Here is a 24,877-nt window from a genome sequence, read left to right on the forward strand (position 1 = left end):
GAGCGCTGGTCGAAGGGCGCCGAGCCGCGAGCGCTGATCGGCGCTCCCGGGGGCACCGGCCGGGAACCATGCCCTCCGCCCGTCCGTACTCGTTACGACAACGGCACCGCCAGGGCGGAGGGGACCGATGGAAAGCGACAGGTCGGACACCGGACGGGTGCCGGGCTGCTACCGGCACCCGGACCGCGAGACCGGGATCAGATGCACCCGCTGCGAGCGCCCGATCTGCACCGACTGCATGATCGACGCCTCGGTGGGCTTCCAGTGCCCGGGATGCGTCAGGTCCGGTTCCGGTACGGGTCACGTCGCGGCGGCCAACACCCCCCGGGGCATCGCGGGCGGGGTCGTGGTCGCCGACACCGCCCTGGTCACCAAGGTCCTGGTGGGGATCAATGTCGCGGTGTTCTTCGTGGCGCTCCTCGCCCCGGCGGTGCTGGTGCCGCTGGAGCTGCTCGGCCGCTACGTCGTCCAGTTCGGCGGCCCGCTCGAAGGCGTGTCCACCGGCCAGTACTACCGGCTGCTGACCTCGGTCTTCCTGCACGAGCAGTGGTGGCACATCATCGGCAACATGACCGCCCTGTGGTTCCTCGGCGCACCCCTGGAGGCCGCGCTGGGCCGGGCCCGCTACCTCGCCGTGTACCTGCTCTCCGGGCTGGGCGGCAGCGCGCTGGTCTATCTGCTGACCCCGCCGAACATGCCGACCCTGGGCGCGTCCGGGGCGATCTTCGGGCTGCTCGGCGCCACCGTCGTGCTGATGCGGCGGATGCGGTACAGCATGCGCCCGATCATCGTGATGGTCCTGCTGATGCTGCTGCTGACCTTCGTACCGATCGGCGGGATCGGCGGGATCGGGGAGATCTCCTGGCAGGCCCACATCGGCGGGTTGATCACCGGCGCGCTGGTGGGCCTGGGCATGCTGCTGCCCCCGGCCGGGGCCGGGAAGCGGCGGGCGCTGGTCCAGTGGGGGACCTGCGCGGCCGTGTTCCTGCTGGTGGTGGCCGTCGTCCTGGTCCGGACGGCAGAGCTGGTCTGAGGCGGTTCCGGGGCCGGTCCGGCCCCGGAATAGTCACACCGGCGTCAACTCTCCACAGAGTTATCCACAGATCTTCTGCCTTTTTCCTCAGGTGTGGATGACGCTGTGGATAACTCATGGGGAGAGCTTGCTTCAGACTGCCGTTACTGCTCTGCCACCGTCGGGCCACCGCCGTGATGCGGTCCGGTCACTTCCACTGCGTGGACACGCCGAAGCCTGCCGCGATGAAGCCGAAACCGACCACGATGTTCCAATTGCCGAGGGATTCGATCGGCAGCTGGGTGTCGGTCACATAGAAGACGACAATCCAGGCGAGACCGATGAGGAAGAACGCCAGCATGACCGGGGCTACCCAGCTGCGGTTCGTCAACCTGATCGTCTGCGTCTGCTTCGCCGGCGGCGGGGTGTAATCGTCCTTCTTGCGGATACGTGACTTCGGCACGAGGGTCTCTCCTGTCGATGCGCTGGGGACCTTGCCTCCCCCGGGCGTCCGTTAGCGTAGTGGGTCTGTGGCGTTGAAGGAGAAGGGTACGTTGAGCAATTCCGACGACTCCTCCGCGGGTCCCCGTCGCCGGCTCAGGCCGGTCCGGCTGCTGACGGCCGCCGTGTTCGCCCTCGCGGGCCTGATCTTCGTCACCAGTTTCAACACGTCCAAGGGTACGAACATCCGCACGGACGGCTCACTCCTGAAGCTGTCCGACCTCATCCACGAGCGCAGCCAGAACAACGCCGAACTCGACGCGGACACCGCCGCGGTGCGCCGCGAGGTCGACGCGCTGGCCGAGCGGGACGACGGCAGCAGCAAGGCCGAGGACGCCAAACTCGCCGCCCTGCGCGTCGCCGCGGGCACCGAGGAGCTGTCCGGGCGCTCCGTCTCGGTGACCCTCAACGACGCCCCGCCGGGCGCCACGGCCCGCATCCCCAACGTGCCCGAGCCGCAGCCCAACGACCTGGTGATCCACCAGCAGGACCTCCAGGCCGTGGTCAACGCCCTGTGGCAGGGCGGGGCCCGCGGGATCCAGGTCATGGACCAGCGGCTGATCTCCACCAGCGCCGTGCGCTGCGTGGGCAACACCCTGATCCTCCAGGGCCGGGTCTACTCGCCGCCCTACAAGGTCACTGCGATCGGCGACCCGGGCGCGCTGCGCAAGGCGCTCGCCGCCTCACCGGCCATCCAGAACTACCAGTTGTACGTCAACGCGTACGGGCTGGGCTGGAAAGTCGAGGAGCAGAAGGCGCTGACACTTCCGGGGTACTCCGGCACAGTGGACCTCCACTATGCGAAGCCCGTGGAGTCCGCGTCCGCGTCCGCGTCCTGAGCCGGGGCGCCGCCGGCCGTCCGCCCAGGCCGTACTGCGGCTGCTGGTACGGACGTTCAGCGAGGCGTGCCTGACGGTCGGCACGGTCATCGTGCTCTTCGTCGGCTACGTCCTGCTGTGGACCGGGGTCAAGGCCGACCGGGCCATGGACGGCGAGATGGACCGGCTGCACGCGCGCTGGTCGGCGACCGCCGCACCCGCGGCGGCCACCCCCCGGGATCCGGGTCCCGCCCCCGCCCCCGAGCGCGGCCAGGTCTTCGCCGAGATGTACGTGCCGCGCCTGGGAGCGGACTGGAACAAGCCGGTCCTGGAGGGCACCGCCACCGACGTCCTCAAGAAGGGCCTCGGCCACTACGCGGGCACCGCGCTCCCGGGCGGCGAGGGCAACTTCTCGGTGGCCGGACACCGGCGCACCTACGGAGACCCCTTCAAGGATTTCCCCGAGCTGCGCCCCGGTGACCTGGTCATCGTGAAGGACGCCTCCGCCTGGTACACGTACACCATCCGGAACGAGCCACTGCGGACCCTGCCGACGGACGTCGCGGTGGTCGATCCGGTGCCCCGCAAGTCCCCCTTCACCTCGCCCGGCCGCTACCTGACCCTGACCACCTGTGATCCGGAATGGGGCCACAGCCACCGGTTGATCGTCTGGGCCGAACTCACCCGGACCAGGGCGGCCGCGCAGGGCAAACCGGAGGGATTGGCCGGCTGACCCCCCGCGCGCGCCCGCTGCCTTTAGGCTGTTGCGGTACCGCCCCCGCGGTACGTGGAGGGAAAGGGACGCGGACGGCATGTACGGCTGGATCTGGCGGCATCTGCCGGGCAACGCGTGGGTACGCGCGCTGATCTCCCTCGTGCTGATCCTCGCGGTGGTGTTCGTGCTCTTCCAGTACGTCTTCCCGTGGGCCGAGCCGCTCCTTCCGTTCAACGATGTGACCGTCGACGAGGGATCGGGAGCCACCGGGTGAACGCGCGCATTCTGGTCGTGGACAACTACGACAGCTTTGTCTTCAACCTGGTCCAGTACCTCTACCAGCTCGGTGCCGAGTGCGAGGTCGTGCGCAACGACGAGGTCGGGCTCGCCCACGCCCAGGACGGCTTCGACGGCGTCCTGCTCTCCCCGGGCCCGGGCACGCCCGAGGAGGCCGGGGTCTGCATCGAGATGGTCCGCCACTGTGCGAGCACCGGCGTGCCCGTCTTCGGCGTCTGCCTCGGCATGCAGTCGATGGCGGTGGCGTACGGCGGCGTCGTCGGCCGCGCGCCCGAGCTGCTGCACGGCAAGACCTCCCCGGTGGTCCACGGGGGCCAGGGCGTCTTCGCCGGTCTGCCGTCCCCCTTCACCGCGACCCGGTACCACTCCCTCGCCGCCGAGCCGCTGACGCTCCCGGACGAGCTGGAGGTCACGGCGCGCACCGAGGACGGGATCATCATGGGGCTGCGCCACCGCGAGCACGACGTCGAGGGCGTGCAGTTCCACCCCGAGTCGGTGCTCACCGAGTGGGGCCACAAGATGCTCGCCAACTGGCTGGTGCGCTGCGGTGACGCGGACGCGGTGGCACGTTCGGTGGGTCTGGCCCCGGTGGTGGGCAAGGCCCTCGCGTGACGACCCTCGCGCCGCCCCCCGCGCCCCCCGGGGGCCGGGCCGCGCGGCGCAGGGCCGCCCAGGAGGCCGCCAAACGCTCCTCGCGGCGCGGTGGCAGGCGCCGCAGGGCGGGTGGCGCGGGAGGCGACGCACCGGGCGAGGTCCGTGCGGGCGCCGTCGGTAGGAGCGGTTCCGGAACGGGTCGTGCGCCGGCGGGGCGTGCGGCGGGTCGTGGCGGTACGCGCCGACGCGCGCGGCGGCGGCCCGGCGGCGGCCCGGTGGTGGTCGCGAGCAGACTGGCCGGTGAACTCTTCATCACCCTCGGCGTGGTGATGCTGCTCTTCGTCACCTACCAGCTCTGGTACACGAACGTGCTGGCCGAACGGCAGGCGAGCGGCGCCGCGGGGACGCTGCGCAGCGACTGGGACACCGACAAGGCGGCGCCGCCCGTCGCCGCGTTCTCCCCGGGCCAGGGCTTCGCGATCCTGTACGTCCCCAAACTGGACCTGAAGGTTCCGGTGGCGGAGGGGATCAGCAAGCCGAAGGTGCTGGACCGGGGCATGGTCGGGCACTACGGCGGCGAGGGTTCGCCGCAGTCGGCGATGCCGTCCGACAAGCAGGGCAACTTCGCGCTGGCGGGCCACCGCAACACCCACGGCGAACCGTTCCGCTACATCAACCGCCTGGTGCCCGGTGACAAGGTCGTGGTGGAGACGCGGGACACCTACTACACGTACGAGATGACCTCGACGCTGGCGCAGACGCCGCCGACGAACGTCTCCGTGATCAAGCCGGTGCCCGAGGGATCGGGCTTCACCGCTCCCGGCCGCTACATCACGCTGACGACCTGCACCCCCGAGTTCACCAGCACCTACCGGTTGATCGTCTGGGGGAAGATGGTGGACGAGCGCCCGCGCGAGAAGGGCGCCCCGCCCGCGCTCGCCCAGCCGTAGGACCCGCCGCCCCCACGGTCGACGACCCGACAGCCCGCACCCGACAGAGGACGAACCCGCAGTGTCACGTGCCCGCCGCGCCGCCCCCCGCGCCCGAGCCGGCCGCAACCGGCTCGCCGGCTTCCTCAGCCTGCTGGGCGAACTGCTGATCACCGTCGGCCTGGTGCTCGCCCTGTTCGTGGCGTACTCGCTGTGGTGGACGAACGTCCTCGCCGACCGGAACGCCGCGCAGCGCGGCGATTCGGTCCGTCAGCAGTGGCAGGCGGCCCCGCCCGCGACGGCCCCCGAGGCGGGCGCCCTCGACACCGGGGACGGGATCGGCTTCCTGCACGTGCCGGCGATGAAGAACGGCGAGGTGCTGGTCAAGCGCGGGACCGCGGCCGACGTCATCAACGACGGTGTCGCCGGGTACTACACGGAGCCGGTGAAGTCCGCGCTGCCGTGGGACAAGCAGGGCAACTTCGCGCTGGCCGCGCACCGCGACGGGCACGGGGCGAAGTTCCACAACATCGACAAGGTGAAGACCGGCGACGCGGTCGTCTTCGAGACCCGCGACACCTGGTACGTCTACAAGGTCTTCGCCGAGCTGCGCCAGACCTCGAAGTACAACACCGACGTGATCACCCCGGTCCCGAAGGAGTCGGGGAAGACCGCGCCCGGGCGCTACATCACGCTGACGACCTGCACCCCGGTGTACACCTCGAAGTTCCGCTACGTCGTGTGGGGCGAGCTGGTCCGCACGGACAAGGTGGACGCGAAGCGGACCCCGCCGCCCGAGCTGCGCTAGGGCGCCCGTCGTCACGCCCGTGGCCGGTGGGCCCCGGGAAGGCCCCTGGAGGGCCCTGTACCGCACGCGAAGGAAGCTCTGGCCCTAGGGCCAGAGCTTCCTTCGTCATGCCGTGTACGGGCCGCGTGCGGGCCCGGGCGCCGCGCGGATCAGCGGCGGTTGCCGATCCCGCCGAGGAGCCCGGTCCCCTGGTTGTTGCCGTTCTGCTGGCCGGGCATCGTGTTGACGTTGATCGCGGAGCCGGCGGCCACCGGCTGTCCGAAGCCCGGGTCGGTGCTCAGGATCGTCGCGTTGTCGTCCGAGGGGCCGGACAGGACCGTGCCGATGGTCAGCCCGCGGGACGCCAGCTCCTGCCGGGCCTTGGCCAGGGTCTTGCCCGCCAGGAACGGCACGGTGGTCGCCTGGGCGGCCCTGGCGATGGTGACGTTGACCACCGTCCCCGTCTCGACCTGCGAACCGGGGGCCACTTCCTGACCGATGATCGACTTCGGCGGCGCGGTGGAGTCGCCCTCGGTGGTGCTGCCGAGCTTGAGCTTCAGGTCGCTCAGGACCTTGGACGCCTTGTCCGTGGTCATGCCGGTGAGGTCGGGAACGACCGCCTTCGACGGTTCCTTGGCCACCGTCAGGGTGATGGTCGAACCCTTCTCGACGGAGGTGCCCGCCTTCGGGTTCTGCTCCAGCACGGTGCCCGGGGTGCTCTCGGACTCCTGGGACTTGCGCTCGACCTGGAAGCCCTTCTCCTTGAGCGCGGACTCGGCCTGGTCGAAGGGCAGCCGCTTCACGTCGATGACCTGGACCTTGGGCGCGCCCGTGGACACCTTCACCTTGATGACGGTGTTCTTGTCGACCTTGGTGTCGGGTGCCGGGTTCTGCTCGCAGACGGTGCCCTTGGGCTGCGCGTCGCACGGCTCCTCGGCTTCCTTCTCGATCTTCAACCCGATGTTCGTCGCCCGGTCGCTCGCCCGCTCGAAGGTGTCGCCGATCAGCTTGGGCACGGACGGCCGGTTGTCGGCGGTGTTGTTGAAGAGGGAGCGCCCGATCAGGATCGCGCCGACCAGGACGAGGATCCCGGCCGCCACGAGCAGGAAGGTGGAGGCCCGGTTCTTCTTCTGGCGGCGGCGCGGGCCCTGGTCGTAGCCGCCGTGGCCCTGGTCGCCGTAGCCGTAACCGCCGTCGCCGGGCGGCATCGGCGGCATCATCGAGGTCTGTCCGGCGTCGGTGGACCGCAGGGCGGTGGTCGGCTGGTCGTAGCCGTTGTGACCGCTCTGGTGCTGGTCCGGGTAGGGGTAGGCGCCGTAGCCCGCGCCCATGTTCGCGGCCGCGGCGACGGGCTGGCCGTCGAGGCAGGCCTCGATGTCGGCGCGCATCTCGTCGGCGGACTGGTAGCGGTAGTCGGGGTCCTTCACCAGCGCCTTGAGGACGATGGCGTCCATCTCGGGCGTGATCTCGGGGTCGAAGTTGCTCGGCGGCTGCGGTTCCTCGCGCACGTGCTGGTACGCGACGGCGACCGGGGAGTCGCCGATGAACGGGGGCCGGACCGTGAGCAGCTCGTAGAGCAGGCAGCCCGCGGAGTAGAGGTCGGAACGCGCGTCGACCTGCTCGCCCTTGGCCTGCTCCGGCGAGAGGTACTGCGCGGTGCCGATGACGGCCGCGGTCTGCGTCATCGTCATGCCGGAGTCGCCCATGGCGCGGGCGATGCCGAAGTCCATCACCTTGACCTGCCCGGTGCGCGTCAGCATGACGTTCGCGGGCTTGATGTCGCGGTGGACGATCTGGGCGCGGTGCGAGTACTCCAGCGCCTGGAGGATGCCGATGGTCATTTCCAGGGTGCGCTCGGGCAGCAGCTTGCGACCGGAGTGCAGCAGCTCGCGCAGGGTGGAGCCGTCGACGTACTCCATCACGATGTACGGGATCGAGATGTTGTCGACGTAGTCCTCGCCGGTGTCGTACACGGCGACGATGGCGGGATGGTTGAGCGAGGCGGCCGACTGGGCCTCGCGCCGGAACCGTGCCTGGAAGGACGGGTCGCGGGCGAGGTCGGCGCGCAGTGTCTTGACGGCGACGGTACGGCCGAGCCGGGTGTCGTGGGCGAGGTAGACCTCGGCCATGCCACCGCGGCCGAGCACGTGGCTCAGCTCGTACCGACCGCCGAGGCGACGCGGCTCTTCCATAACGTTCCAGCCCTCTCCGTCAGTCCCTACCGCACCCGAGTGAGGTCCGGCGGTGCGCTGTCCGCGCAAAGGCTACCGGCCGCGTGTTGCTGATCGGCCCGTGACCACAGGCCGATACCGGACCGGTACCGTGCGCTCCCACGTGCGCGGGGACCGTGATCCGGATCACCGCGGGCCGCGCGCGGCGGCCGCGCGGGCCCGCGGCGCGGGCGGGTCGTATCGGGGCCATTCCCGGCTCAGCCCTGGTTCTTGAGCACGGCGTTCATGACCGCGAGGGCGACGGGCGCGGCGAGACCGCCACCGGTGATGTCCTCGCGGTCGGCCGCGCTGTCCTCGATCACGACGGCGACGGCGACGGGCGAGCCCTTGTCGGTCTTGGCGTAGGAGATGAACCAGGCGTAGGGGCGCTTGGCGTTCTTCTCGCCGTGCTGCGCGGTACCGGTCTTGCCGCCGACCGTGACGCCGTTGATCTTGGCGCCGGTGCCGGTGCCGTTCTCGACGACATCGACCATCATCTGCTGGACCTTCTGCGCGTTCGCGGGGGAGAGCGGGCGGCTCATCTCCTCCGGTTCGTGCGTCTGCAGGACGTCGAGGTTGGGCGCGGTCACCTTCTCGACCATGTACGGCTTCATCAGCTTGCCGTCGTTGGCGATCGCGGCGGTGACCATGGCCATCTGGAGCGGGGTGGCGGCGGTGTTGAACTGGCCGATGGAGCTGAGCGCGTTGCCCGGCTTGTCCATGGTCTTGTCGTAGACGCTCGTGAACGCGCGGACGGGGGTGTCGATCTTGTCGTTGTTGAAGCCGAACTTCTCGGCGGTCTTCACCATGTTGTCCCGCCCCACCTTGTTGCCCATGTTGGCGAAGACGGAGTTGCAGGAGACCTCGAGGGCCCTGAGGAGGCTGGCCTTCTCGCACCCGGAGGCGTGGTTGACCATCGGGGTCTTGGTGTCCGGCAGGATGTACGGCTCGGGGGTGTCGGTCGGCGCGTTGATGTCGGAGACGACACCGTTCTCCAGCGCGGCGGCGGCGGTGACGACCTTGAAGGTGGAGCCGGGCGGGTAGGTCTCGCGCAGGGCGCGGTTGACCAGGTTCTTGTCCTCGCTGTCCTTGAGCGCGACCCAGGCCTTCTCGTCGGCCTTGGAGTTGCCCGCGAAGGTGGAGGGGTCGTACGAGGGGGTGCTGGCCAGCGCCAGGATCGCGCCGGTGCGCGGGTCGATGGCGGCGACCGCGCCCTTCTTGTTGCCGAGCGAGGTGAAGGCGGCCTTCTGGGCGGCGGGGTTCAGCGTGGTGACGACGTTGCCGCCCTGCTTCTTCTCGCCCGTGAACATGCCGATGGTGCGGTCGAAGAACAGCCGGTCGTCGTTGCCGGTGAGGATGCCGTCCTCCAGCGATTCGAGCTGGGTGGAGCCGAAGGCCTGCGAGGCGTACCCGGTGACCGGCGCCCACATGGGGCCGTCGAGGTAGGTGCGCTTGAACTTGTAGTCGCTGCCGTTGGTGACGACCGAGCCGGTGATGGGCTGGCCGCCGCCGACGATGATGTTGCCGCGCTCCGCGGAGTACTGGGCGATCTGGACCCGGCGGTTCTCCTTGCGGGTGCTGAGGTCCTCGGCCTTGACGTACTGGAGCCAGTTGGTCCGCAGCAACAGGGCGAGGACGAGCAGCCCGCAGAAGATCGAGATGCGGCGCAGGGGCTTGTTCATGAGGGGCGGACCACCTGGGTCATCTCGGAGTCGGGGGACGGTGCCGGGGCCGGTGCGGGGCGGCGTGCGGTGTCGCTGATCCGGATGAGGATCCCGATGAGAGCCCAGTTCGCGAGGACGGAGGAGCCGCCGGACGCGAGGAACGGCATGGTCATGCCGGTGAGGGGGATGAGGCCCATGACGCCACCCGCGACGACGAAGACCTGGATGGCGAAGGCGCCGGAGAGCCCGATCGCGAACAGCTTGCCGAAGGGGTCGCGGGCGGCGAGCGCCGTGCGCACGCCGCGCTCGATGATCAGGCCGTAGAGCAGCAGGAAGGCCATGACGCCCGCCAGCCCGAGCTCCTCGCCGACGGTCGAGAAGATGAAGTCGGAGTTGGCGGCGAAGAGGATCAGGTCGGAGTGGCCCTGGCCGAGGCCGGTACCGAGGACCCCGCCGGAGCCGAAGCTCATCAGGGACTGGCCGACCTGCTCGCAGGCGCCGGAGGTGGCGTAGCAGGCGAAGGGGTCGAGCCAGGCGGTGACGCGGACCTTGACGTGGCTGGCGGTGGTGCCGACCACGACGGCGCCGGCGACGCTCATGAGCAGACCGATGACGATCCAGCTGGTGCGCTCGGTGGCGACGTACAGCATGATCACGAACATGCCGAAGAAGAGGAGCGAGGTGCCGAGGTCGTTCTCGAAGACGAGGACGAGCAGGCTCATGCCCCAGATCATCAGGATCGGGCCGAGGTCGCGGCCGCGCGGCAGGTAGAGCCCCATGAAGCGGCGGCTGGCCAGCGCGAGCGCGTCGCGCTTGACCATCAGGTACCCGGCGAAGAAGACCGCGATGATGATCTTCGCGAACTCGCCGGGCTGGATCGAGAACCCGGCCAGGCTGATCCAGATCTTGGCGCCGTAGACGTCGGCGCCCAGGCCCGGGATGACGGGCAGGATCAGCAGGACGAGCGAGACCGCCATGGAGATGTACGTGAACCGCTGGAGCGTGCGGTGGTCCTTGAGCAGCAGCAGCACGCCGGCGAACAGCGCGAGGCCGACCGCCGTGTAGAACATCTGGTTCGGCGCGGACGGGGAGAACCCGCCGAACTGCCGCTTGGCCAGGTCCTGGAGCCGCTCCGACTGGTCCAGGCGCCAGATGAAGACCAGGCCCAGGCCGTTGAGCAGGGTGCCCAGCGGAAGCAGCAGCGGGTCGGCGTACTTGGCGTACCGGCGCACGACGAGGTGGGCCAGGCCCGCCAGCAGGCCGAGGCCGAGCCCGTACGCGAGCATGCCCGGGGGCAGCTTGCCGTGCACCGCGAGACCTACGTTGGCGTAGGCGAAGATCGGGATGACCACGGCGAACGCGAGCAGCAGGAGCTCGGTGTTGCGCCGGCTCGGCAGCTCGATCGCGCCGATGGTGGTCGTGTTCGTGACAACGCTCATGGTGTGGCAGGCCCCCTGTGCCCGCGTCTGTCTACTGCTTCCCGCATTGGCCGACCAGCTTCTGCTCCTCAGGAGTCAGGCTGGCGCTGGGCGCCGGGGTCTGGTTGGGCTGGCCCTCCGCGTTGCGGCGCGCCTCTTCCTTCTTGCAGGCCGAGACCTGGAGGGCGAGTTCGTCGATCTTCTTGCGGGCGCTGTCGAGGCTGCCTTCGCTGATGGTGGCCTCGACGAGCTTCTGCTGGAAGGACGGCAGGTACTTCAGCTCGATGTCCGGCTGGTCCGCCTCGACCGACGAGAGCTTGATCCAGGCGAGATCCTGGCTGATCCCCCGGTAGAGCGCGACGTGCCCGTCCTTGGCCCCGACGTAGTACTGGGTCTGCGTCCAGCGGTGGGCCGCGTACAGCCCGCCGCCGAGCAGCCCCGCCACGATCAGCAGGGTCAGCGTGCGGGTCGTCCACTTGCGCCCTTTGCTGCGGCGCCGGCGCGGGTGGTCGTAGGTGTCGTCGTAGGCGGAGGAATCGCCGTCGTACCCGTCGGCCTCGCCGAAGCTGCCGTACGCGCCGCCACCGCCGCCGCTGTTACCGGGGTAACCCGCGTCGGGAGCGGCGCCGTAGCCGGGGCCCTCGCCGCTGCCGGGGGGGCCGAAGGCGCCGGGGGGCGGCGGGGAGGACTGGCGGCCCAGCCCGGAGGCGCGGCCGGCCGGGGTCTGCATGGCGTTGCCGCCGTCGAAGAGCTGGTGCTGGTTCTCGGCGACCGCGCCCACGACGACCGGGGTGTCGTTGAGCTGGGCGGCGAGGGTGTCACCGCTGTCGGTGTCGAGGACGTCCGCGACGATGCAGGTGATGTTGTCCGGGCCGCCGCCGCGCAGGGCGAGCTGGATCAGCGCCTGCACGGTCTCGTGCGGGCCGTGGTAGTCGGCGAGGGTCTCTTCCAGGGTCTGGTGCGAGACCACGCCGGAGAGGCCGTCGGAACAGATGAGGTAGCGGTCGCCGGGCCTGACCTCGCGGATCGAGAGGTCGGGCTCCACGTGCTCGCCGCTGCCCAGGGCTCTCATCAGGAGCGAACGCTGGGGGTGGGTGGTGGCTTCCTCTTCGGTGATCCGGCCCTCGTCGACCAGCCGCTGGACCCACGTGTGGTCCTGGGTGATCTGGGTGAGGAGACCGTCGCGCAGCAGGTACGCGCGGGAGTCGCCGACGTGGACGAGGCCGAGGCGCTGACCGGTCCAGAGCAGGGCGGTGAGCGTGGTGCCCATGCCCTCCAGCTGGGGGTCCTCCTCGACCATGACGCGCAGCTGGTCGTTGGCCCGCTGCACGGCCGTGGCCAGCGAGGTCAGGATGTCGGAGCCGGGGACGTCGTCGTCGAGCTGGACCAGGGTGGAGATCACCTCGGAACTGGCGACCTCACCGGCGGCCTGGCCACCCATGCCGTCGGCGATCGCGAGCAGGCGCGGACCGGCATAGCCGGAGTCCTCGTTGCCCTCGCGGATCATGCCCTTGTGCGATCCGGCGGCGAACCGCAGGGACAGACTCATGCGCACCTGCCCAGTCGACGACTCCGGGTACAACCGGTCTCGAGCCACACTGCCCACCCTCCGGTCGGGAGCGCGCGCGGGTCCGTCGTCCCAAGGGGACGGACCGCCGCGGCTCGCTCGCTCCGCTCGCTCATTCTCGTACTACTTCCGCAGCTCGATGACGGTCTTGCCGATGCGGATCGGGGCGCCCGGAGGAATGGGCGTCGGGGTGGTCAGCCGGGTCCGGTCGAGATACGTGCCGTTGGTGGACCCGAGATCCTCGACGATCCACTGGCCGTCACGGTCGGGGTAGATCCTGGCATGCCGGCTGGAGGCGTAGTCGTCGTCCAGCACGATCGTGGAGTCGTGGGCCCGGCCCAGCGTGATGGTCTGCCCCTGGAGGGCGACCGTGGTGCCCGTGAGGGTGCCCTCGGAGACGACCAGCTTGGTCGGCGCACCGCGGCGCTGGCGCTGCTGCGGTGGCGCGGCCTGACGGCCGCCGCCCGACTGCTGCTGTTGCTGCGGAGCGCGGTTGTCGCCGCCGCGGCGTGAACCGCGCTGCGTCACCCGCGTCCCGAAGAGGTCGCTACGGATGACCTGGACGGCCACGATGACGAACAGCCACAGAACGGCCAGGAAACCCAACCGCATGACCGTAAGGGTCAGCTCTGACATTGCCCCCGCTTCACCCTTCGGCTTGCCGATAAATGATGGTCGTGTTGCCCACGACGATCCGCGAGCCGTCGCGGAGCGTAGCGCGGGTGGTGTGCTGCCCGTCCACCACGATGCCGTTGGTGGACCCGAGATCCTGGATCGAGGGAGGCGTTCCGGTCCGGATCTCACAGTGCCGGCGCGAGACGCCGGGGTCGTCGATCCGCACGTCGGCTTCGGTGCTTCGGCCGAGTACGAGCGTGGCGCGCGAGATCTGGTGGCGGGTGCCGTTGATCTCGATCCAGCAGCGCGTGGCGCCGCCGTTTCCCGGCACCGGACCGGGACCCGGGCGCCGCTGGGGGTCGCCCGGAGGGTTGTGGGGCATGGGCGGGGCGGCGACGGGCGGATACCCGTAACCGCCGGCGCGGCCCTGGCCGGGCGCGGGCGAAGGCTGAGCCTGCTGCGGATGGCCCTGCTCGCCCTGCGGCTGGGAGGTGCTGGAGGCGAGGGTGCGACTGCGGACCCGGTACAGACCGGTGTCCAGGTCGTCCGCCTTCTCCAGGTGGACCTTGATGGGACCCATGAAGCTGTAGCGCTGCTGCTTGGCGTAGTCCCGCACGAGGCCGGCCAACTCGTCGCCGAGCTGACCGGAGTAGGGGCTCAGCCGCTCGTAGTCGCCGGCGCTCAGCTCCACGATGAAGTCGTTGGGGACGACGGTCCGCTCGCGGTTCCAGATGGTCGCGTTGTTGTCGCACTCGCGTTGCAGCGCGCCCGCGATCTCGACCGGCTGGACCTCGGACTTGAAGACCTTGGCGAAGGTGCCGTTCACCAGACCTTCGAGTCGCTGCTCGAACCGCTTCAGAACTCCCATGGGGCACCTCCTCCGTCGTTGTCGCCCTGTACTGCTTACTGATCGTATCCACGCGTGGCGGATTCGGCTGGTTCCCCTCCGGGTCCGCGGCGAGGAGTGTTGGTCCTCACAAGGGATCGTAGGGTCGCCCGGACAACAGTGTCCCGCACCCGGAGCGCTGTCCGGGAGGGGCTGGCGGGACTGCCGGTGGGCGTCGGGGAAAGCGATGTGATTCCACCCCCTCTGACGTGTTAGTGTTCCGATGTCGCCAGGGGAACGGCCCGCAAGGGAAGAACCGCTGGAGAGCTACTCGGGCGAGTGGCGGAACGGCAGACGCGCTGGCTTCAGGTGCCAGTGTCCTTCGGGACGTGGGGGTTCAAATCCCCCCTCGCCCACTTGTGAGAAGCCCCGCAGATCATCGATCTGCGGGGCTTCTTCGTCGTGTGCCGATGGTCCGTCCGACTTTCGTTGGGACGGGCGCGACGAAAGTGGGCGGACGGGCGGTGCGGGCGCTGTCTAGGGTCGGGGCGTGGATGCGACGGCGAGGATGCGGGCGGGCCTGGACTGGCTGAAGGGGCCCGAACCGTGGACTGCGCGGACGGTGGCCGGCGACCTGGTGCTCGCCGCCGTGATGGTGATGGTCGGCCTGGGCGTCGAGGAGCTGGACAACGGCACCCCCCTGCGCATGCTGGGCAGCGCGGTGGCCGTGCTGCTGCTCACCCTGATGCGGCGCCGGCTGCCGGTGCTCACGTTGGTGGTGGGCTCGGGGCTCGGGGCGTACCTGCCCGGTGCGTTCCTCGTCACGATCCTGCTCGGCTGGTCGGCGGGCCGGCGCATCGAGGGCGTCCTGCGGGCGCTCGGCGCCTTCACCGTGGCCTTCGTCGCTTCGGTCGGGCTCAGCGTCTTCAAGGACTGGGACCAGGGCCGGGTCGTGCTGGTGGTCGTCTTCGGCACGCTGATGTTCCTCGCGGTGACCGTCATGCCCGCGCTCGCCAGCCGCTACTGGTCCCAGCGCCGCACGCTGCTGCACGCCCTCCAGGAGCGCAACGCCCAGCTCCTGCGCGAGCGGGCGATGGTCGCCGGGCAGGCGAGGCTGCGCGAGCGGCAGCGGATCGCCCAGGACATGCACGACAGCCTCGGGCACCAGCTGGCCCTGATCTCGGTGCACACCGGCGCGCTGGAGGTCGATCCGGTGCTGACCGAACGCCAGCGCGAGGCGGTCGGGGTGCTGCGACAGGCTTCGGTGGCGGCCATGCACGAACTGCGCGAGGTCGTCGGCATCCTGCGGGACGGGGTCGAGGCGCCGGTACCGGTGGAGGAGTCCGCGGGGCCCGCGGCGCGCGGGGTGGCCGGGATCGCCGGGATCGTCGAGGCGGCGCGCGGCGCGGGCACCGATGTCCGGCTGACCACCTCGGGACGGCCGAGGCCGCTCGTCGCGGCCTGCGACCACGCGGCGTACCGGATCGCCCAGGAGTCCCTCACCAACGCCTACAAGCACGCACCGGGCGCGGTGATCACGGTGGAACTGCGGTACGAGGACGACTCCCTGGTGGTCGAGATCGCCAACGGGCCGGCCGCCGGACCCGGCGCGGGCGAGGTGGTCTCGGGCGGCCAGGGGCTGACGGGGCTGCGCGAGCGCGCCCGGCTCGTCGGCGGGATGGTCCACGCCGGAGCCGTGGAGGGCGGCGGCTTCCGGGTGGCCGGGGTGCTGCCCTACGGGACGGAACCGGCCGGTGCGCGGGAGACGGGCGCGGAGGAGGTGGCCGACGACTTCGGGCAGCAGCTCCGGGGAGCGCGGGGCAAGGGCGCGGCGGCGCCGATGGACTGGGCCGCGGTCGACCGGGAGCTGCGGCGGGGGCGCGGCCGGACCGGTGGCATCGCGCTGGGCTGCGGGATCGCCTTCGCGGCGCTGGTGGTGCTGGTGATCGTGATCGGGGCCGCCGTGGCGCTGCTGGTGGGTTCGGCGGGGGACGTGACGATCAGTCGGGCCGACTACGACGCCGCCAAACTGGGGGAGTCGGAGGACGTGGTGCGCGGGCGGCTGCCCGACGGCAGCAGCATCCTGACCGACGGGTTGGAGAGGAAGGGCCCGCCGCCGCCGGAGGGCGCGCACTGCATGGCACTGTTGGCCTCCTCCGGGAACGGGGAGACGACCACCGAGAGCGTTTTCCGGTTCTGCTTCAAGGACGGCAAGCTCGTGGAGAAGCAGGCGTACGAGACCAATTAGGGCCACGGAGCAGGAGCGGCGGGAGCGGGCGCGGGTGACTGGCGTGACGGGCACGACGGGGGCGGCAGGGCCGACGGGAGCGCCGAGCGGTGTGATCCGAGTGGTGATCGCCGATGACGAACCGCTCATCCGGGCCGGGATCAGGATGATCCTGACCTCCGCCCCGGACATCGAGGTGGTCGCCGAGGCCGCGAACGGGCGGGAGGCCGTGGAGCTGGCGCGCGCCCACGCGCCCGACGTGGTGCTGCTGGACATCCAGATGCCGGTCATGGACGGGCTGGCCGCGCTCGACGAACTGGTGCGGGCGGCGCCCTCGGCGCACGCCCTGATCCTGACGACCTTCGGGGAGCGGGAGAACGTGCTGCGGGCCCTGTCCCACGGCAGTGCGGGCTTCCTGCTGAAGGACTCCGCCCCGGCCGAGCTGATCGGGGCGGTCCGGGCGGCCGCGGCGGGGGACGCGTACCTCTCCCCGGCGGCGACCCGGCACGTCGTGGACCAGTTGGCGTCGGGCCGGTCCGCGGGGCGCGCCGAGGAGGCCCGGCGCCGCATCGCGGCGCTGAGCGAGCGCGAGCGCGGGGTGTTGGCGTTGTTGGGCGAGGGGCTCTCCAACGCGGACGCCGGGCGGCGGCTGCACATGAGCGAGGCGACGGTGAAGACGTACGTGAGCCGGATCCTGGCGAAGCTGGGATGTGAGAACCGGGTGCAGGCGGCGCTGCTCGCGCGGGACGCCGGACTCTGATGTACCCCTTGACCCCCCTTCCCCGGCTCTGTCCCGATCGGTACGGTCATCCGCGGACGAGCAGTGATCCAGACGTGCAGTGGTTCTTCCGCGCACGTGATCTAGCGGGGGCGGCACACATGGCGGCGGTACCGGACCGGGGCGCGGCGAAGGCCAACGGCAGGACCCACAGCAGGGCCGCGGGCAAGACCGGTGGCAGGGCGGCGGCGGCCGAGCGGATACCGGAGGTCGCGGGGTACGCGGCGCGGGTGGCGGCGGTGGGCGCGCCCTCGCCCCGGGCCGAGGGCAAGGCGCTGCGGGACCGGGTGCCGCGCGCCGCGCACGCGCGGTTCGCGCCGGTGGCCGGACGTCCGGACGCGGTGCGCGCGGTGGAGGAGTCCAACGTCGGACGGGTGGCGGAGCTGACGCCGATCCGGGTGGGGCGGATGGCGGCCAATCCCTTCGCGTTCCTGCGCGGGGCCGCCGGTCTGATGGCCCATGACCTGGCGGCGACGCCGGTGACCGGGGTGGGCGCGCAGATCTGCGGGGACGCCCACGCGGCCAACTTCGGGCTGTACGGCGACGCCCGAGGGCGGCTGGTGATCGACCTCAACGACTTCGACGAGACCGTCTTCGGGCCCTGGGAGTGGGACCTCAAGCGGCTGGCCACCTCGCTGGTGCTGGCCGGGCGGGTGGCGGGGGCCGACGAGGACACCTGCCGGGCGGCCGCCCTGGACACGGTCGGCGCCTACCGGCGCACGATGCGGTTGCTGGCCAAGCTGCCGGCGCTGGACGCCTGGAACGCCATCGCCGACGAGGAACTGGTCTCGCACACCGACGCCCGGGATCTGCTGGGCACGCTGGAGCGGGTGTCGGAGAAGGCCCGTAACAACACCAGTGCGCGGTTCGCCGCCAAGTCCACCGAGGTCGCGCCCGACGGCGGTCGCCGTTTCGTGGACGCGTTGCCGGTGCTGCGGCGGGTCGGGGACCAGGAGGCGGCGGCGGTCGCGGCCTCGTTGGGCCCGTACCTGCACACGCTCCAGGGGGACCGGCTGCCGCTGCTGGCCCGGTACGCGATCCACGACGTGGCCTTCCGGGTGGTGGGCACGGGCAGCGTCGGGACCCGTTCCTACGTGGTGCTGCTGCTGGACCACCGCGGTGAGCCGCTGGTGCTCCAGGTGAAGGAGGCGCGGCCCTCGGTGCTCCTGCCGCACCTGGCGGGGCTGGGCTTCGACGCCCCGCCGGAGGAGCACGAGGGCCGCCGGGTGGTCGCCGGGCAGAAGCGGATGCAGGTCGTCTCCGACATCCTGCTCGGCTGGACCACGGTCGAGGGCCGTCCCTTCCAGGTGCGGCAGTTCCGCAACCGCAAGGGCAGCGTGGACCCGGCCGCGCTCGCCGTGGACCAGATCGACGACTACGGCCGGATGACCGGGGCGCTGCTCGCGCGGGCGCACGCGCACAGTGCCGATCCGCGGGTCCTGGCCGGGTACTGCGGCAAGAACGAGGAACTGGACGAGGCCGTCGCCGCCTTCGCGGTGGCCTACGCCGACCGCAGTGAGGCCGATCACGCGGATCTGGTGGCCGCGGTGCGGTCCGGGCGGGTCGCCGCCGAGTCGGGTGTGTGAGGGATGTTTCACGTGAAACACGCGCTTCGGGCGGGCCGTAGGGTGGCCGGGTGAACGAGCAGACTGCCAAGGACCCCGCGGCCTCCGACGACGAGCGTCCCGAGGCGCGGCTGGAGCGGGCCGTGCGCGCCGCCGAGCAGGCGCTGATCGAGTTCGAGATCGCGGTGGAGACCTTCCGGGTGGAGGTCGAGAACTTCTCCCGGCTGCACCACCAGAAGCTCGGCCCGATGTACTCGCGGCTCGACGAGCTCGACGCGCTGATCGCCGAGGCCAGGGCGGCCCGCACCGGTGACCCCGAGGACCTGCGCAGGGCGCGGGACGCGCGGGCGCTGGTCATGCCGATGCCCGGAGTGGACGAGCTGTTCCACGACTGGTTGGACTCGGACGGCATCTCCGACGACGCCGGTGCCATGCTCACCGACCAGCCGGTGCGGCCTCCGGAGCGGGTCCGCCCGTCCGAGGAGGTCCGCCGCCTCTACCGCGAACTGGTCCGCCAGGCCCACCCCGACCTGGCGCAGGACGATGCGGAGCGGACCCGGCGGGACGAGTTCATCGCCCGGGTGAACTCCGCGTACGGGCGGGGCGACGAACCGCTGCTGCGGGAGCTGGCCGAGGAGTGGGCGGCCGGTCCGGCGCCGCAGGAGGAGCGCCCCTCGCAGACCGAGGAGCTCTACGCACGCCTGGAGTGGCTCGCGCGCCGCAAGGAGCTGCTGGCCGTGGTGGCGCGGGAGCTGGAGGACAGCGCGATCGGGTCGATGCTGCGGATGGCTCCGGAGGACCCCGACCGGCTGCTGGAGGAGATCGCCGAGCAGCTGCTCGGGCAGGTCTCCGAGCGCGAGGCGGAGCTGGCCGCGCTGGCCGAGTAGGGGTCCGCGGCGGATGTCCGTGGGGTGGGGCGGTGTCCGGCGCGGTTCGGATAGGTTCTGACCACCCCTGTTACGAGAGAAGGCGACAGCTATGAACTTCGGACCGCTCCCCTCGGTGGACGTTGCCGCGGTGCCCTCCGAAGGCTTTGTCCTCGACGTCCGTGAGGACGACGAATGGGCGGCCGGTCATGTCGAGGGTGCGCTGCACATCCCGATGAGCGACTTCGTGGCGCGCTTCGGTGAGCTGACCGAGGCCATGGACGCGATCGAGGGCGCCCCGCGCGTCCACGTGATGTGCCGGGTCGGCGGGCGCTCCGCGCAGGTCACCCAGTACCTGGTGCGCCAGGAGATCGACGCGGTGAACATCGACGGCGGGATGCAGGCCTGGGACGCCGCCGGGCGCCCGATGGTGACGGACAACGGGAACCCGGCCTTCGTCCTGTAGGACCCGCTCGGGGCGGTCAGGTGAGGGGATGGGCGGCCAGCAGGTCGCCCAGGGCCTCCTCGTGGGCCGCCGCCGGGCCGAGCTGGAGTTCCAGCTGCTTGGCCCAGGCGTGGTAGCGGTGCAGGGGGTAGTCGGTGTCGGCGCCGAAGCCGCCGTGCAGGTGCTGGGCGGTCTGGACGACCCGGCGGACCCCGTCGGACGCCCAGATCTTGGCCACCGCCACGTCCCCGGCGCTCGGCAGCGGCCCGCCCGCTCCGTCCGTCGCCGCGTCCAGCCGCCAGGCGGCCTGCCAGAGGGTGACCTCCATGGCGCGCAGGTCGATGTAGCGGTCGGCGGCCTGTACCGCGACCGCCTGGAAGCTGGCGACGGGGAAGCCGAACTGCTCGCGCTTGCTCGTGTACTGGCTGGTCATGGTCAGGACGCCCTCGCCGAGGCCGAGGGCCAGGGCGCAGGTGCCGGTGGCCAGCACCTGACGCAGCCGCTCCCAGGCGCCGGGTGCGTCGATGAGGTGGTCCGCGGGGACCCGTACCCCGTCCAGGGTCAGCTCCGCCATCTTCTCGCCGCTGGTGGAGAACTGGTCGGCGAGGGCGAGGCCTTCGGCGCCGCGCGGGACGAGCGCGATGACCGCGTCCCCCTCACCGAGGTGGGCGGGTACGGCGATCCAGTCGGCGCTGTGCGCCCAGGGAACGGCCGTCTGCACGCCGTCCAGGGTCCAGCCGCCGTCGTCCTCCCGGCGGGCGGTGACGGCCAGCTCGGCCGGGTCGTGGCCCGAGCGGCCGTGGGCGGCGACGGTCAGCACGCTCTCGCCGCGGGCGAGCGCGGGCAGCAGTTCGGCGTGCAGGGCCGGGCCGCCGTGCGCCTGGATCGCCATGGCGGTGGCGCAGTGCTCCAGCAGCGGCACCCGGGCCAGTACCTTCGCCGCTTCGCGCAGGACCAGGCACAGGGCGATGGTGTCGAGCCCCGCCCCGCCGTGCGCCGGGTCGAGGACCAGGCCGATCAGGTCGCCGGCGGCGAGCTTGGCCCACAGCGGTCGGTCGAACTCGTCGGCGACGGAGCCCGGCGTGAGCGCGGGGCTGGGCACGCTGTCGGGCGCGACGTCCGCGAAGACGGCCCTCGCCGCCTCGACCGCGGCCTGCTGCTCCTCGGTGAAGGTGAAGTCCACTGCCTGTCCTCCCGCGCGCACCGGATGTGTTTCTGTCTGACGGTGCGTCAAGATAGAACACGTTCCTGAAAAAGCACAGGAGTACCGCGCGCGGCTCCGTGCGGCGGCCCGGGCGACCGCCGCCGCACGCACCGGATCAGCGGTCGAAGTCGATCTCCACTTCCTCCGTCACGGGGTGCGACTGGCAGGCCAGCACGAATCCGGCCTCGGTCTCCTCGGCCTCCAGCGCGAAGTTCCGCTCCATCCGGACCTCGCCCGTCACCAGGAACGCCCGACAGGTGCCGCACACCCCGCCCTTGCAGGCGTACGGGGCGTCCGCGCGGCCCCGCAGCACCGCGTCCAGCAGGGACTCGCCCTCCTGGACGGGCCAGGTGCCGGAGCGGCCGTCGAGCCGGGCGGTGACCCGGGCCGCCGCGCCCGGACCGCCGCTGGGACCGGTGGCGGCGGGCGCCGCGGTGGTGGCGGTGTCCTCGACGTGGAAGATCTCCTCGTGGATCCGGGCGCGGGCGACGCCCAGCGCGCCCAGCGCCCGCTCGGCGCCCTGGACCAGGCCGTAGGGCCCGCACAGGAACCAGCCCGCCACCTCGCCCACCGGCAGGAGCGCGGGCAGCAGCGCCGCCAGCCGCTCCTCGTCGAGCCGCCCGGACGGCAGCCCGGCCTCCTGCTCCTCCCGGGACAGGACGGTGACCAGCTGGAACCGGTCGGGGTAGCGGTCCTTGAGGTCGGCGACGTCCTCCAGGAACATCGTCGAGGCCGCCGTACGGTCGCTGCGCACCAGGCAGAACCGGGCGTCCTGCCGGGCGGCGAGCAGGGTCGCGGCGATCGACAGCACCGGGGTGATCCCGCTGCCGCCGACGACGGCCGCGTAGTGCGCGGTGGCCGGGGCGGCGGCCGGGTCCAGCACGAACCGGCCGGCCGGGACCATCACCTCCAGGACGTCCCCCGCGGCGATCTCCTTGTGCGCGAAGGTGGAGAACTCGCCGCCCTCCACCAGCCGCACCCCGACCCGCAGCCACTGCGGACCGGGACCGTCGGCGGCCGGGGCGGGGGAGCAGATCGAATACGTGCGCCGGACCTCCGACCCGTCGGCCGGTCGGCGGCGCAGGGTCAGGTGCTGGCCCGGGGCGTGCCGGTACTCCTCGCGCAGCTCCGGCGGCACCCGCAGGGTGAGCGCGACCGAGTCGTCGGTGAGCCTCTCGACCTCCGTCACCGTCAACGGGTGGAACGCGCCGTGCCGGGCCGCGGTCATCTACAGCTCCTTGAAGTGGTCGAACGGCTCGCGGCAGGAGACGCAGCGGCGCAGGGCCTTGCACGCGGTGGAGGAGAAGCGGCTGAGCAGCTCGGTGTCGGTGGACCCGCACTGCGGGCAGCGCACCGACAGGCTGATCGACACCGGCCCGCCGGCCGCGTGCGGCCGGGGCGGGGCGATCCCGAACTCCGCCAGCTTGCGGCGGCCCTCGGCGCTGATGTCATCGGTGGACCAGGCGGGCGAGAGCACGGTCCGCACGCTCACCTCGGCGATGCCGTGGTCGTGCAGCACCCGCTCGATGTCGGCGGACATGGCTTCGATGGCGGGGCACCCGGTGTAGGTCGGGGTGAGCGTCACCTGGGCGCTCCCGTCCTCGCCCATCCGCACCCCGCGCACCACGCCCAGCTCGGCCAGGGTCAGCACGGGCAGCTCGGGGTCGGGCACCGAGCCCGCCAGCGCCGCCAGCTGCTCCTCCAGCCGCGTCGCGGTCACCACGAGGCCCCCGGGTGGCTGCGGTGCAGGTGCTGCATCTCCGCGAGCATCCGCCCGAACGACTCGGTGTGCAGGCCCTGGCGCCCGGCTCCGGCGGCCCAGGCTCCGGTGCGGGGGCCTTCCAGCAGCGCCAGGCGGGCCCGCCCCAGCACCTCGCCCACCGCGGTCAGCCAGCGTTCCTCCAGGGCGGCCCAGTCCACCTCCAGGCCGGGCACCGGCTGGAACAGCTCGCCGGTGAACCTCCACAGGGAGTCCAGGGCGGCCCGCATCCTGCGCGCGCTCTCCTCGGTGCCGTCGCCGAGCCGCAGGGTCCACTGCTCGGCGTGGTCGCGGTGGTAGGCGATCTCCTTGACCGCCTTGGCCGCGAGCGGCGCGAAGGGCCCGTCCCCGGCGGCCAGTTCGGTGAAGAGCAGCTGCTGGTGGAGCGAGAAGAAGAGCTGGCGCACGATGGTGTGGGCGAAGTCCCCGACCGGCTGCTCGGCCAGCTGGACGTTGCGGAAGGCGCGCTCCTCGCGGAGGAAGGCCAGCTCGTCCTCGTCGCCGACCATGGAGAGCAGCACGCGGGCCTGGCCCAGCAGGTCGAGGGCGATGTTCGCCAGCGCGACCTCCTCCTCCAGGACGGGCGCGTGCCCGGCCCACTCGCCGAGGCGGTGGGAGAGGATCAGCGCGTCGTCGCCCAGGGCGAGGGCCGCCGTGCGCTCGGACTCCGTCAGCGGGACGGAGCCGCCGGGCGCGGCGGCCGCGGGCGGGGTACGCGGCGGGGTCTGCGACGTGGTGGTCACAGGTGACGCACCCCCTCCGGGATGTCGTAGAAGGTGGGGTGGCGGTACGGCTTGTCGCCCGCCGAGGCGAAGAACGGGTCCCGCTCGTCCGGCGAGGACGCGGTCACCGCCGCCGAGGGCACCACCCAGATGGAGATGCCCTCGCCCCGCCGCGTGTACAGGTCGCGGGCATTGCGCAGCGCCATCTCCGCGTCGGGGGCGTGCAGGCTCCCCGCGTGCGTGTGCGAGAGCCCGCGGCGCGAGCGCACGAACACCTCCCACAGCGGCCAGTTCTGCGTCATACCCGTGCCTCCTCGTTCTGTGCGGTGTGCTTGGACGCGTACGCCGCGGCCGCGTCGCGGACCCACGCGCCGTCCTCGTGCGCCCGGCGGCGCTGGCCGATGCGCTGGTCGTTGCAGGGGCCGTTGCCCTTGAGCACGTCCCAGAACTCCGACCAGTCGATCGCGCCGAAGTCGTGGTGCCCGCGCTCCTCGTTCCACCGCAGGTCCGGGTCGGGCAGGGTCAGGCCCAGCGACTCGGCCTGCGGGACGGCGATGTCCACGAAGCGCTGGCGCAGCTCGTCATTGGTGTGCCGCTTGATCCGCCAGGCCATCGACTGGGCGGAGTGCGCCGACTCGTCGTCGGGCGGGCCGAACATCATCAGGGAGGGCCACCACCAGCGGTCGACCGCGTCCTGCGCCATGGCGTGCTGCGCCTCGGTGCCCTGCGAGAGGGCGAGCAGCAGCTCGTAGCCCTGGCGCTGGTGGAAGGACTCCTCCTTGCAGATGCGGACCATGGCCCGGGCGTACGGACCGTAGGAGCAGCGGCAGATCGGGACCTGGTTGGTGATCGCCGCGCCGTCCACGAGCCAGCCGATGGCGCCGACGTCGGCCCAGGTCAGGGTGGGGTAGTTGAAGATCGAGGAGTACTTCTGCTTGCCGGCGTGCAGCTTGTCGAGCAGCTCGTCGCGGCTGGTGCCCAGGGTCTCCGCGGCGCTGTACAGGTAGAGCCCGTGGCCGGCCTCGTCCTGCACCTTGGCCATCAGGATCGCCTTGCGGCGCAGCGAGGGCGCGCGGGTGATCCAGTTGGCCTCGGGCTGCATGCCGATGATTTCGGAGTGGGCGTGCTGGGCCATCTGGCGGACCAGCGAGGCGCGGTACTCCTCGGGCATCCAGTCGCGCGGTTCGACCCGCTCCTCGGCCGCGACGGCCGCCTCGAAGGCCGCCACCAGCTGCTCCGTCAGGCCTGCCGCGAGGGCCATGCCCTGCCCCGTCTCCGGGGTCACTGCCACCATCACGGCCCCCTGCCGATGTCGCCCTACCGCCCGACCGACCGATCGTTCGGTTCATTCTCTTCAA

Annotated in this window: 24 protein-coding genes, 1 tRNA gene and 1 pseudogene; 13 read left to right on the forward strand and 13 right to left on the reverse strand. The window is 71.6% G+C overall.

The genetic code is table 11. The features are described from left to right. The first annotated feature begins 127 nt into the window (after positions 1-127). Positions 128-1,033, forward strand: coding sequence for a rhomboid family intramembrane serine protease (locus ACFWAR_RS06705; protein WP_385773771.1), 906 nt, complete (start codon positions 128-130; stop codon positions 1,031-1,033). A gap of 187 nt (positions 1,034-1,220) precedes the next feature. Here the strand turns inward: ACFWAR_RS06705 and crgA are convergent, their stop codons facing one another. Then, entirely contained in the window at positions 1,221-1,475 is a 255-nt protein-coding gene (gene crgA, locus ACFWAR_RS06710; RefSeq protein WP_385773773.1) for a cell division protein CrgA, read from the reverse strand. Between the two features lie 91 nt (positions 1,476-1,566). Here crgA and ACFWAR_RS06715 point away from each other — a divergent pair, with 91 nt between their 5' ends. The 6 genes and pseudogenes from ACFWAR_RS06715 to ACFWAR_RS06740 all read left to right on the forward strand — a co-directional run bounded on the left by ACFWAR_RS06715 (position 1,567) and on the right by ACFWAR_RS06740 (position 5,674). Beyond that, complete coding sequence (locus ACFWAR_RS06715) at positions 1,567-2,352, forward strand: DUF881 domain-containing protein (RefSeq protein WP_385773775.1); 786 nt, start codon at positions 1,567-1,569, stop codon at positions 2,350-2,352. After that, positions 2,312-3,064, forward strand: a complete 753-nt coding sequence (locus ACFWAR_RS06720; protein WP_385773777.1) for a class E sortase — start codon at positions 2,312-2,314, stop codon at positions 3,062-3,064. Before ACFWAR_RS06715 ends, ACFWAR_RS06720 begins: the two co-directional genes overlap by 41 nt. A gap of 79 nt (positions 3,065-3,143) precedes the next feature. Beyond that, the gene (locus tag ACFWAR_RS06725; protein WP_330331465.1) at positions 3,144-3,320 is read left to right on the forward strand and encodes a hypothetical protein; all 177 of its coding nucleotides are present in this window, start codon (positions 3,144-3,146) and stop codon (positions 3,318-3,320) included. Continuing rightward, complete coding sequence (locus tag ACFWAR_RS06730; RefSeq protein WP_385773779.1) at positions 3,317-3,955, forward strand: aminodeoxychorismate/anthranilate synthase component II; 639 nt, start codon at positions 3,317-3,319, stop codon at positions 3,953-3,955. The genes ACFWAR_RS06725 and ACFWAR_RS06730 overlap by 4 nt, the downstream gene beginning before the upstream one ends. Beyond that, positions 3,946-4,887 (forward strand): annotated as a pseudogene (locus tag ACFWAR_RS06735) (class E sortase); the annotation flags it as partial. The gene ACFWAR_RS06730 and the pseudogene ACFWAR_RS06735, both read left to right, overlap by 10 nt. A gap of 61 nt (positions 4,888-4,948) precedes the next feature. After that, complete coding sequence (locus ACFWAR_RS06740) at positions 4,949-5,674, forward strand: class E sortase (protein ID WP_385773781.1); 726 nt, start codon at positions 4,949-4,951, stop codon at positions 5,672-5,674. Positions 5,675-5,823: 149 nt separating this feature from the next. Here the strand turns inward: ACFWAR_RS06740 and pknB are convergent, their stop codons facing one another. The 6 genes from pknB to ACFWAR_RS06770 form a co-directional block, all read right to left on the reverse strand. Then, on the reverse strand, positions 5,824-7,845 hold the full coding sequence (gene pknB, locus ACFWAR_RS06745; protein WP_385773783.1) for a Stk1 family PASTA domain-containing Ser/Thr kinase: 2,022 nt from the start codon (positions 7,843-7,845) through the stop codon (positions 5,824-5,826). A gap of 236 nt (positions 7,846-8,081) precedes the next feature. Beyond that, entirely contained in the window at positions 8,082-9,545 is a 1,464-nt protein-coding gene (locus tag ACFWAR_RS06750; protein ID WP_385773785.1) for a peptidoglycan D,D-transpeptidase FtsI family protein, read from the reverse strand. Next, positions 9,542-10,966: an FtsW/RodA/SpoVE family cell cycle protein gene (locus tag ACFWAR_RS06755; protein ID WP_385773787.1), complete on the reverse strand. Its 1,425-nt coding sequence runs from the start codon at positions 10,964-10,966 to the stop codon at positions 9,542-9,544. The genes ACFWAR_RS06750 and ACFWAR_RS06755 overlap by 4 nt, the downstream gene beginning before the upstream one ends. Positions 10,967-10,997: 31 nt before the next feature. Continuing rightward, positions 10,998-12,542, reverse strand: coding sequence for a PP2C family protein-serine/threonine phosphatase (locus tag ACFWAR_RS06760; protein WP_385773789.1), 1,545 nt, complete (start codon positions 12,540-12,542; stop codon positions 10,998-11,000). Between the two features lie 93 nt (positions 12,543-12,635). Next, entirely contained in the window at positions 12,636-13,148 is a 513-nt protein-coding gene (locus tag ACFWAR_RS06765) for an FHA domain-containing protein (RefSeq protein WP_354378799.1), read from the reverse strand. Positions 13,149-13,158: 10 nt separating this feature from the next. After that, the gene (locus ACFWAR_RS06770; RefSeq protein WP_385773792.1) at positions 13,159-13,995 is read right to left on the reverse strand and encodes an FhaA domain-containing protein; all 837 of its coding nucleotides are present in this window, start codon (positions 13,993-13,995) and stop codon (positions 13,159-13,161) included. 291 nt (positions 13,996-14,286) lie between these two features. Between ACFWAR_RS06770 and ACFWAR_RS06775 the strand changes: the two genes are divergently transcribed. The 6 genes from ACFWAR_RS06775 to ACFWAR_RS06800 all read left to right on the forward strand — a co-directional run bounded on the left by ACFWAR_RS06775 (position 14,287) and on the right by ACFWAR_RS06800 (position 19,855). Beyond that, positions 14,287-14,369, forward strand: a tRNA-Leu gene (locus ACFWAR_RS06775). Positions 14,370-14,521: 152 nt separating this feature from the next. Continuing rightward, positions 14,522-16,201 (forward strand): sensor histidine kinase, encoded by a 1,680-nt coding sequence (locus ACFWAR_RS06780; RefSeq protein WP_385773854.1) that lies wholly within the window; start codon positions 14,522-14,524, stop codon positions 16,199-16,201. Positions 16,202-16,304: 103 nt separating this feature from the next. After that, positions 16,305-16,940, forward strand: a complete 636-nt coding sequence (locus ACFWAR_RS06785; RefSeq protein ID WP_385773794.1) for a response regulator — start codon at positions 16,305-16,307, stop codon at positions 16,938-16,940. A gap of 119 nt (positions 16,941-17,059) precedes the next feature. Next, positions 17,060-18,544, forward strand: coding sequence for a DUF2252 domain-containing protein (locus ACFWAR_RS06790; protein ID WP_385773796.1), 1,485 nt, complete (start codon positions 17,060-17,062; stop codon positions 18,542-18,544). A gap of 50 nt (positions 18,545-18,594) precedes the next feature. Then, complete coding sequence (locus ACFWAR_RS06795) at positions 18,595-19,410, forward strand: J domain-containing protein (RefSeq protein WP_385773798.1); 816 nt, start codon at positions 18,595-18,597, stop codon at positions 19,408-19,410. Positions 19,411-19,501: 91 nt separating this feature from the next. Beyond that, a complete protein-coding gene (locus tag ACFWAR_RS06800) occupies positions 19,502-19,855 on the forward strand; it encodes a rhodanese-like domain-containing protein (protein WP_385773800.1) in 354 nt (117 codons plus the stop codon). 16 nt (positions 19,856-19,871) lie between these two features. Here ACFWAR_RS06800 and ACFWAR_RS06805 read toward each other — a convergent pair whose 3' ends face one another. From ACFWAR_RS06805 to paaA, 6 genes are all read right to left on the reverse strand, one after another. After that, positions 19,872-21,017 carry an acyl-CoA dehydrogenase family protein gene (locus ACFWAR_RS06805; protein WP_385773802.1) on the reverse strand — a complete coding sequence of 382 codons (1,146 nt, stop codon included), beginning with the start codon at positions 21,015-21,017 and terminating at the stop codon, positions 19,872-19,874. A gap of 136 nt (positions 21,018-21,153) precedes the next feature. Continuing rightward, a complete protein-coding gene (locus ACFWAR_RS06810; RefSeq protein WP_385773804.1) occupies positions 21,154-22,266 on the reverse strand; it encodes a 2Fe-2S iron-sulfur cluster-binding protein in 1,113 nt (370 codons plus the stop codon). Continuing rightward, positions 22,267-22,761: a 1,2-phenylacetyl-CoA epoxidase subunit PaaD gene (gene paaD, locus ACFWAR_RS06815; RefSeq protein ID WP_385773806.1), complete on the reverse strand. Its 495-nt coding sequence runs from the start codon at positions 22,759-22,761 to the stop codon at positions 22,267-22,269. It abuts the gene before it with no gap. Continuing rightward, positions 22,755-23,471, reverse strand: coding sequence for a 1,2-phenylacetyl-CoA epoxidase subunit PaaC (gene paaC / locus ACFWAR_RS06820; RefSeq protein ID WP_385773856.1), 717 nt, complete (start codon positions 23,469-23,471; stop codon positions 22,755-22,757). The genes paaD and paaC overlap by 7 nt, the downstream gene beginning before the upstream one ends. Positions 23,472-23,536: 65 nt before the next feature. Next, a complete protein-coding gene (gene paaB, locus ACFWAR_RS06825; protein ID WP_330331447.1) occupies positions 23,537-23,821 on the reverse strand; it encodes a 1,2-phenylacetyl-CoA epoxidase subunit PaaB in 285 nt (94 codons plus the stop codon). Continuing rightward, complete coding sequence (paaA, locus tag ACFWAR_RS06830; RefSeq protein ID WP_385773858.1) at positions 23,818-24,780, reverse strand: 1,2-phenylacetyl-CoA epoxidase subunit PaaA; 963 nt, start codon at positions 24,778-24,780, stop codon at positions 23,818-23,820. Before paaA ends, paaB begins: the two co-directional genes overlap by 4 nt. Positions 24,781-24,877: the final 97 nt, after the last annotated feature.

Source organism: Streptomyces sp. NPDC059917, from assembly GCF_042730635.1.
Taxonomy (GTDB): Bacteria; Actinomycetota; Actinomycetes; order Streptomycetales; family Streptomycetaceae; genus Streptomyces.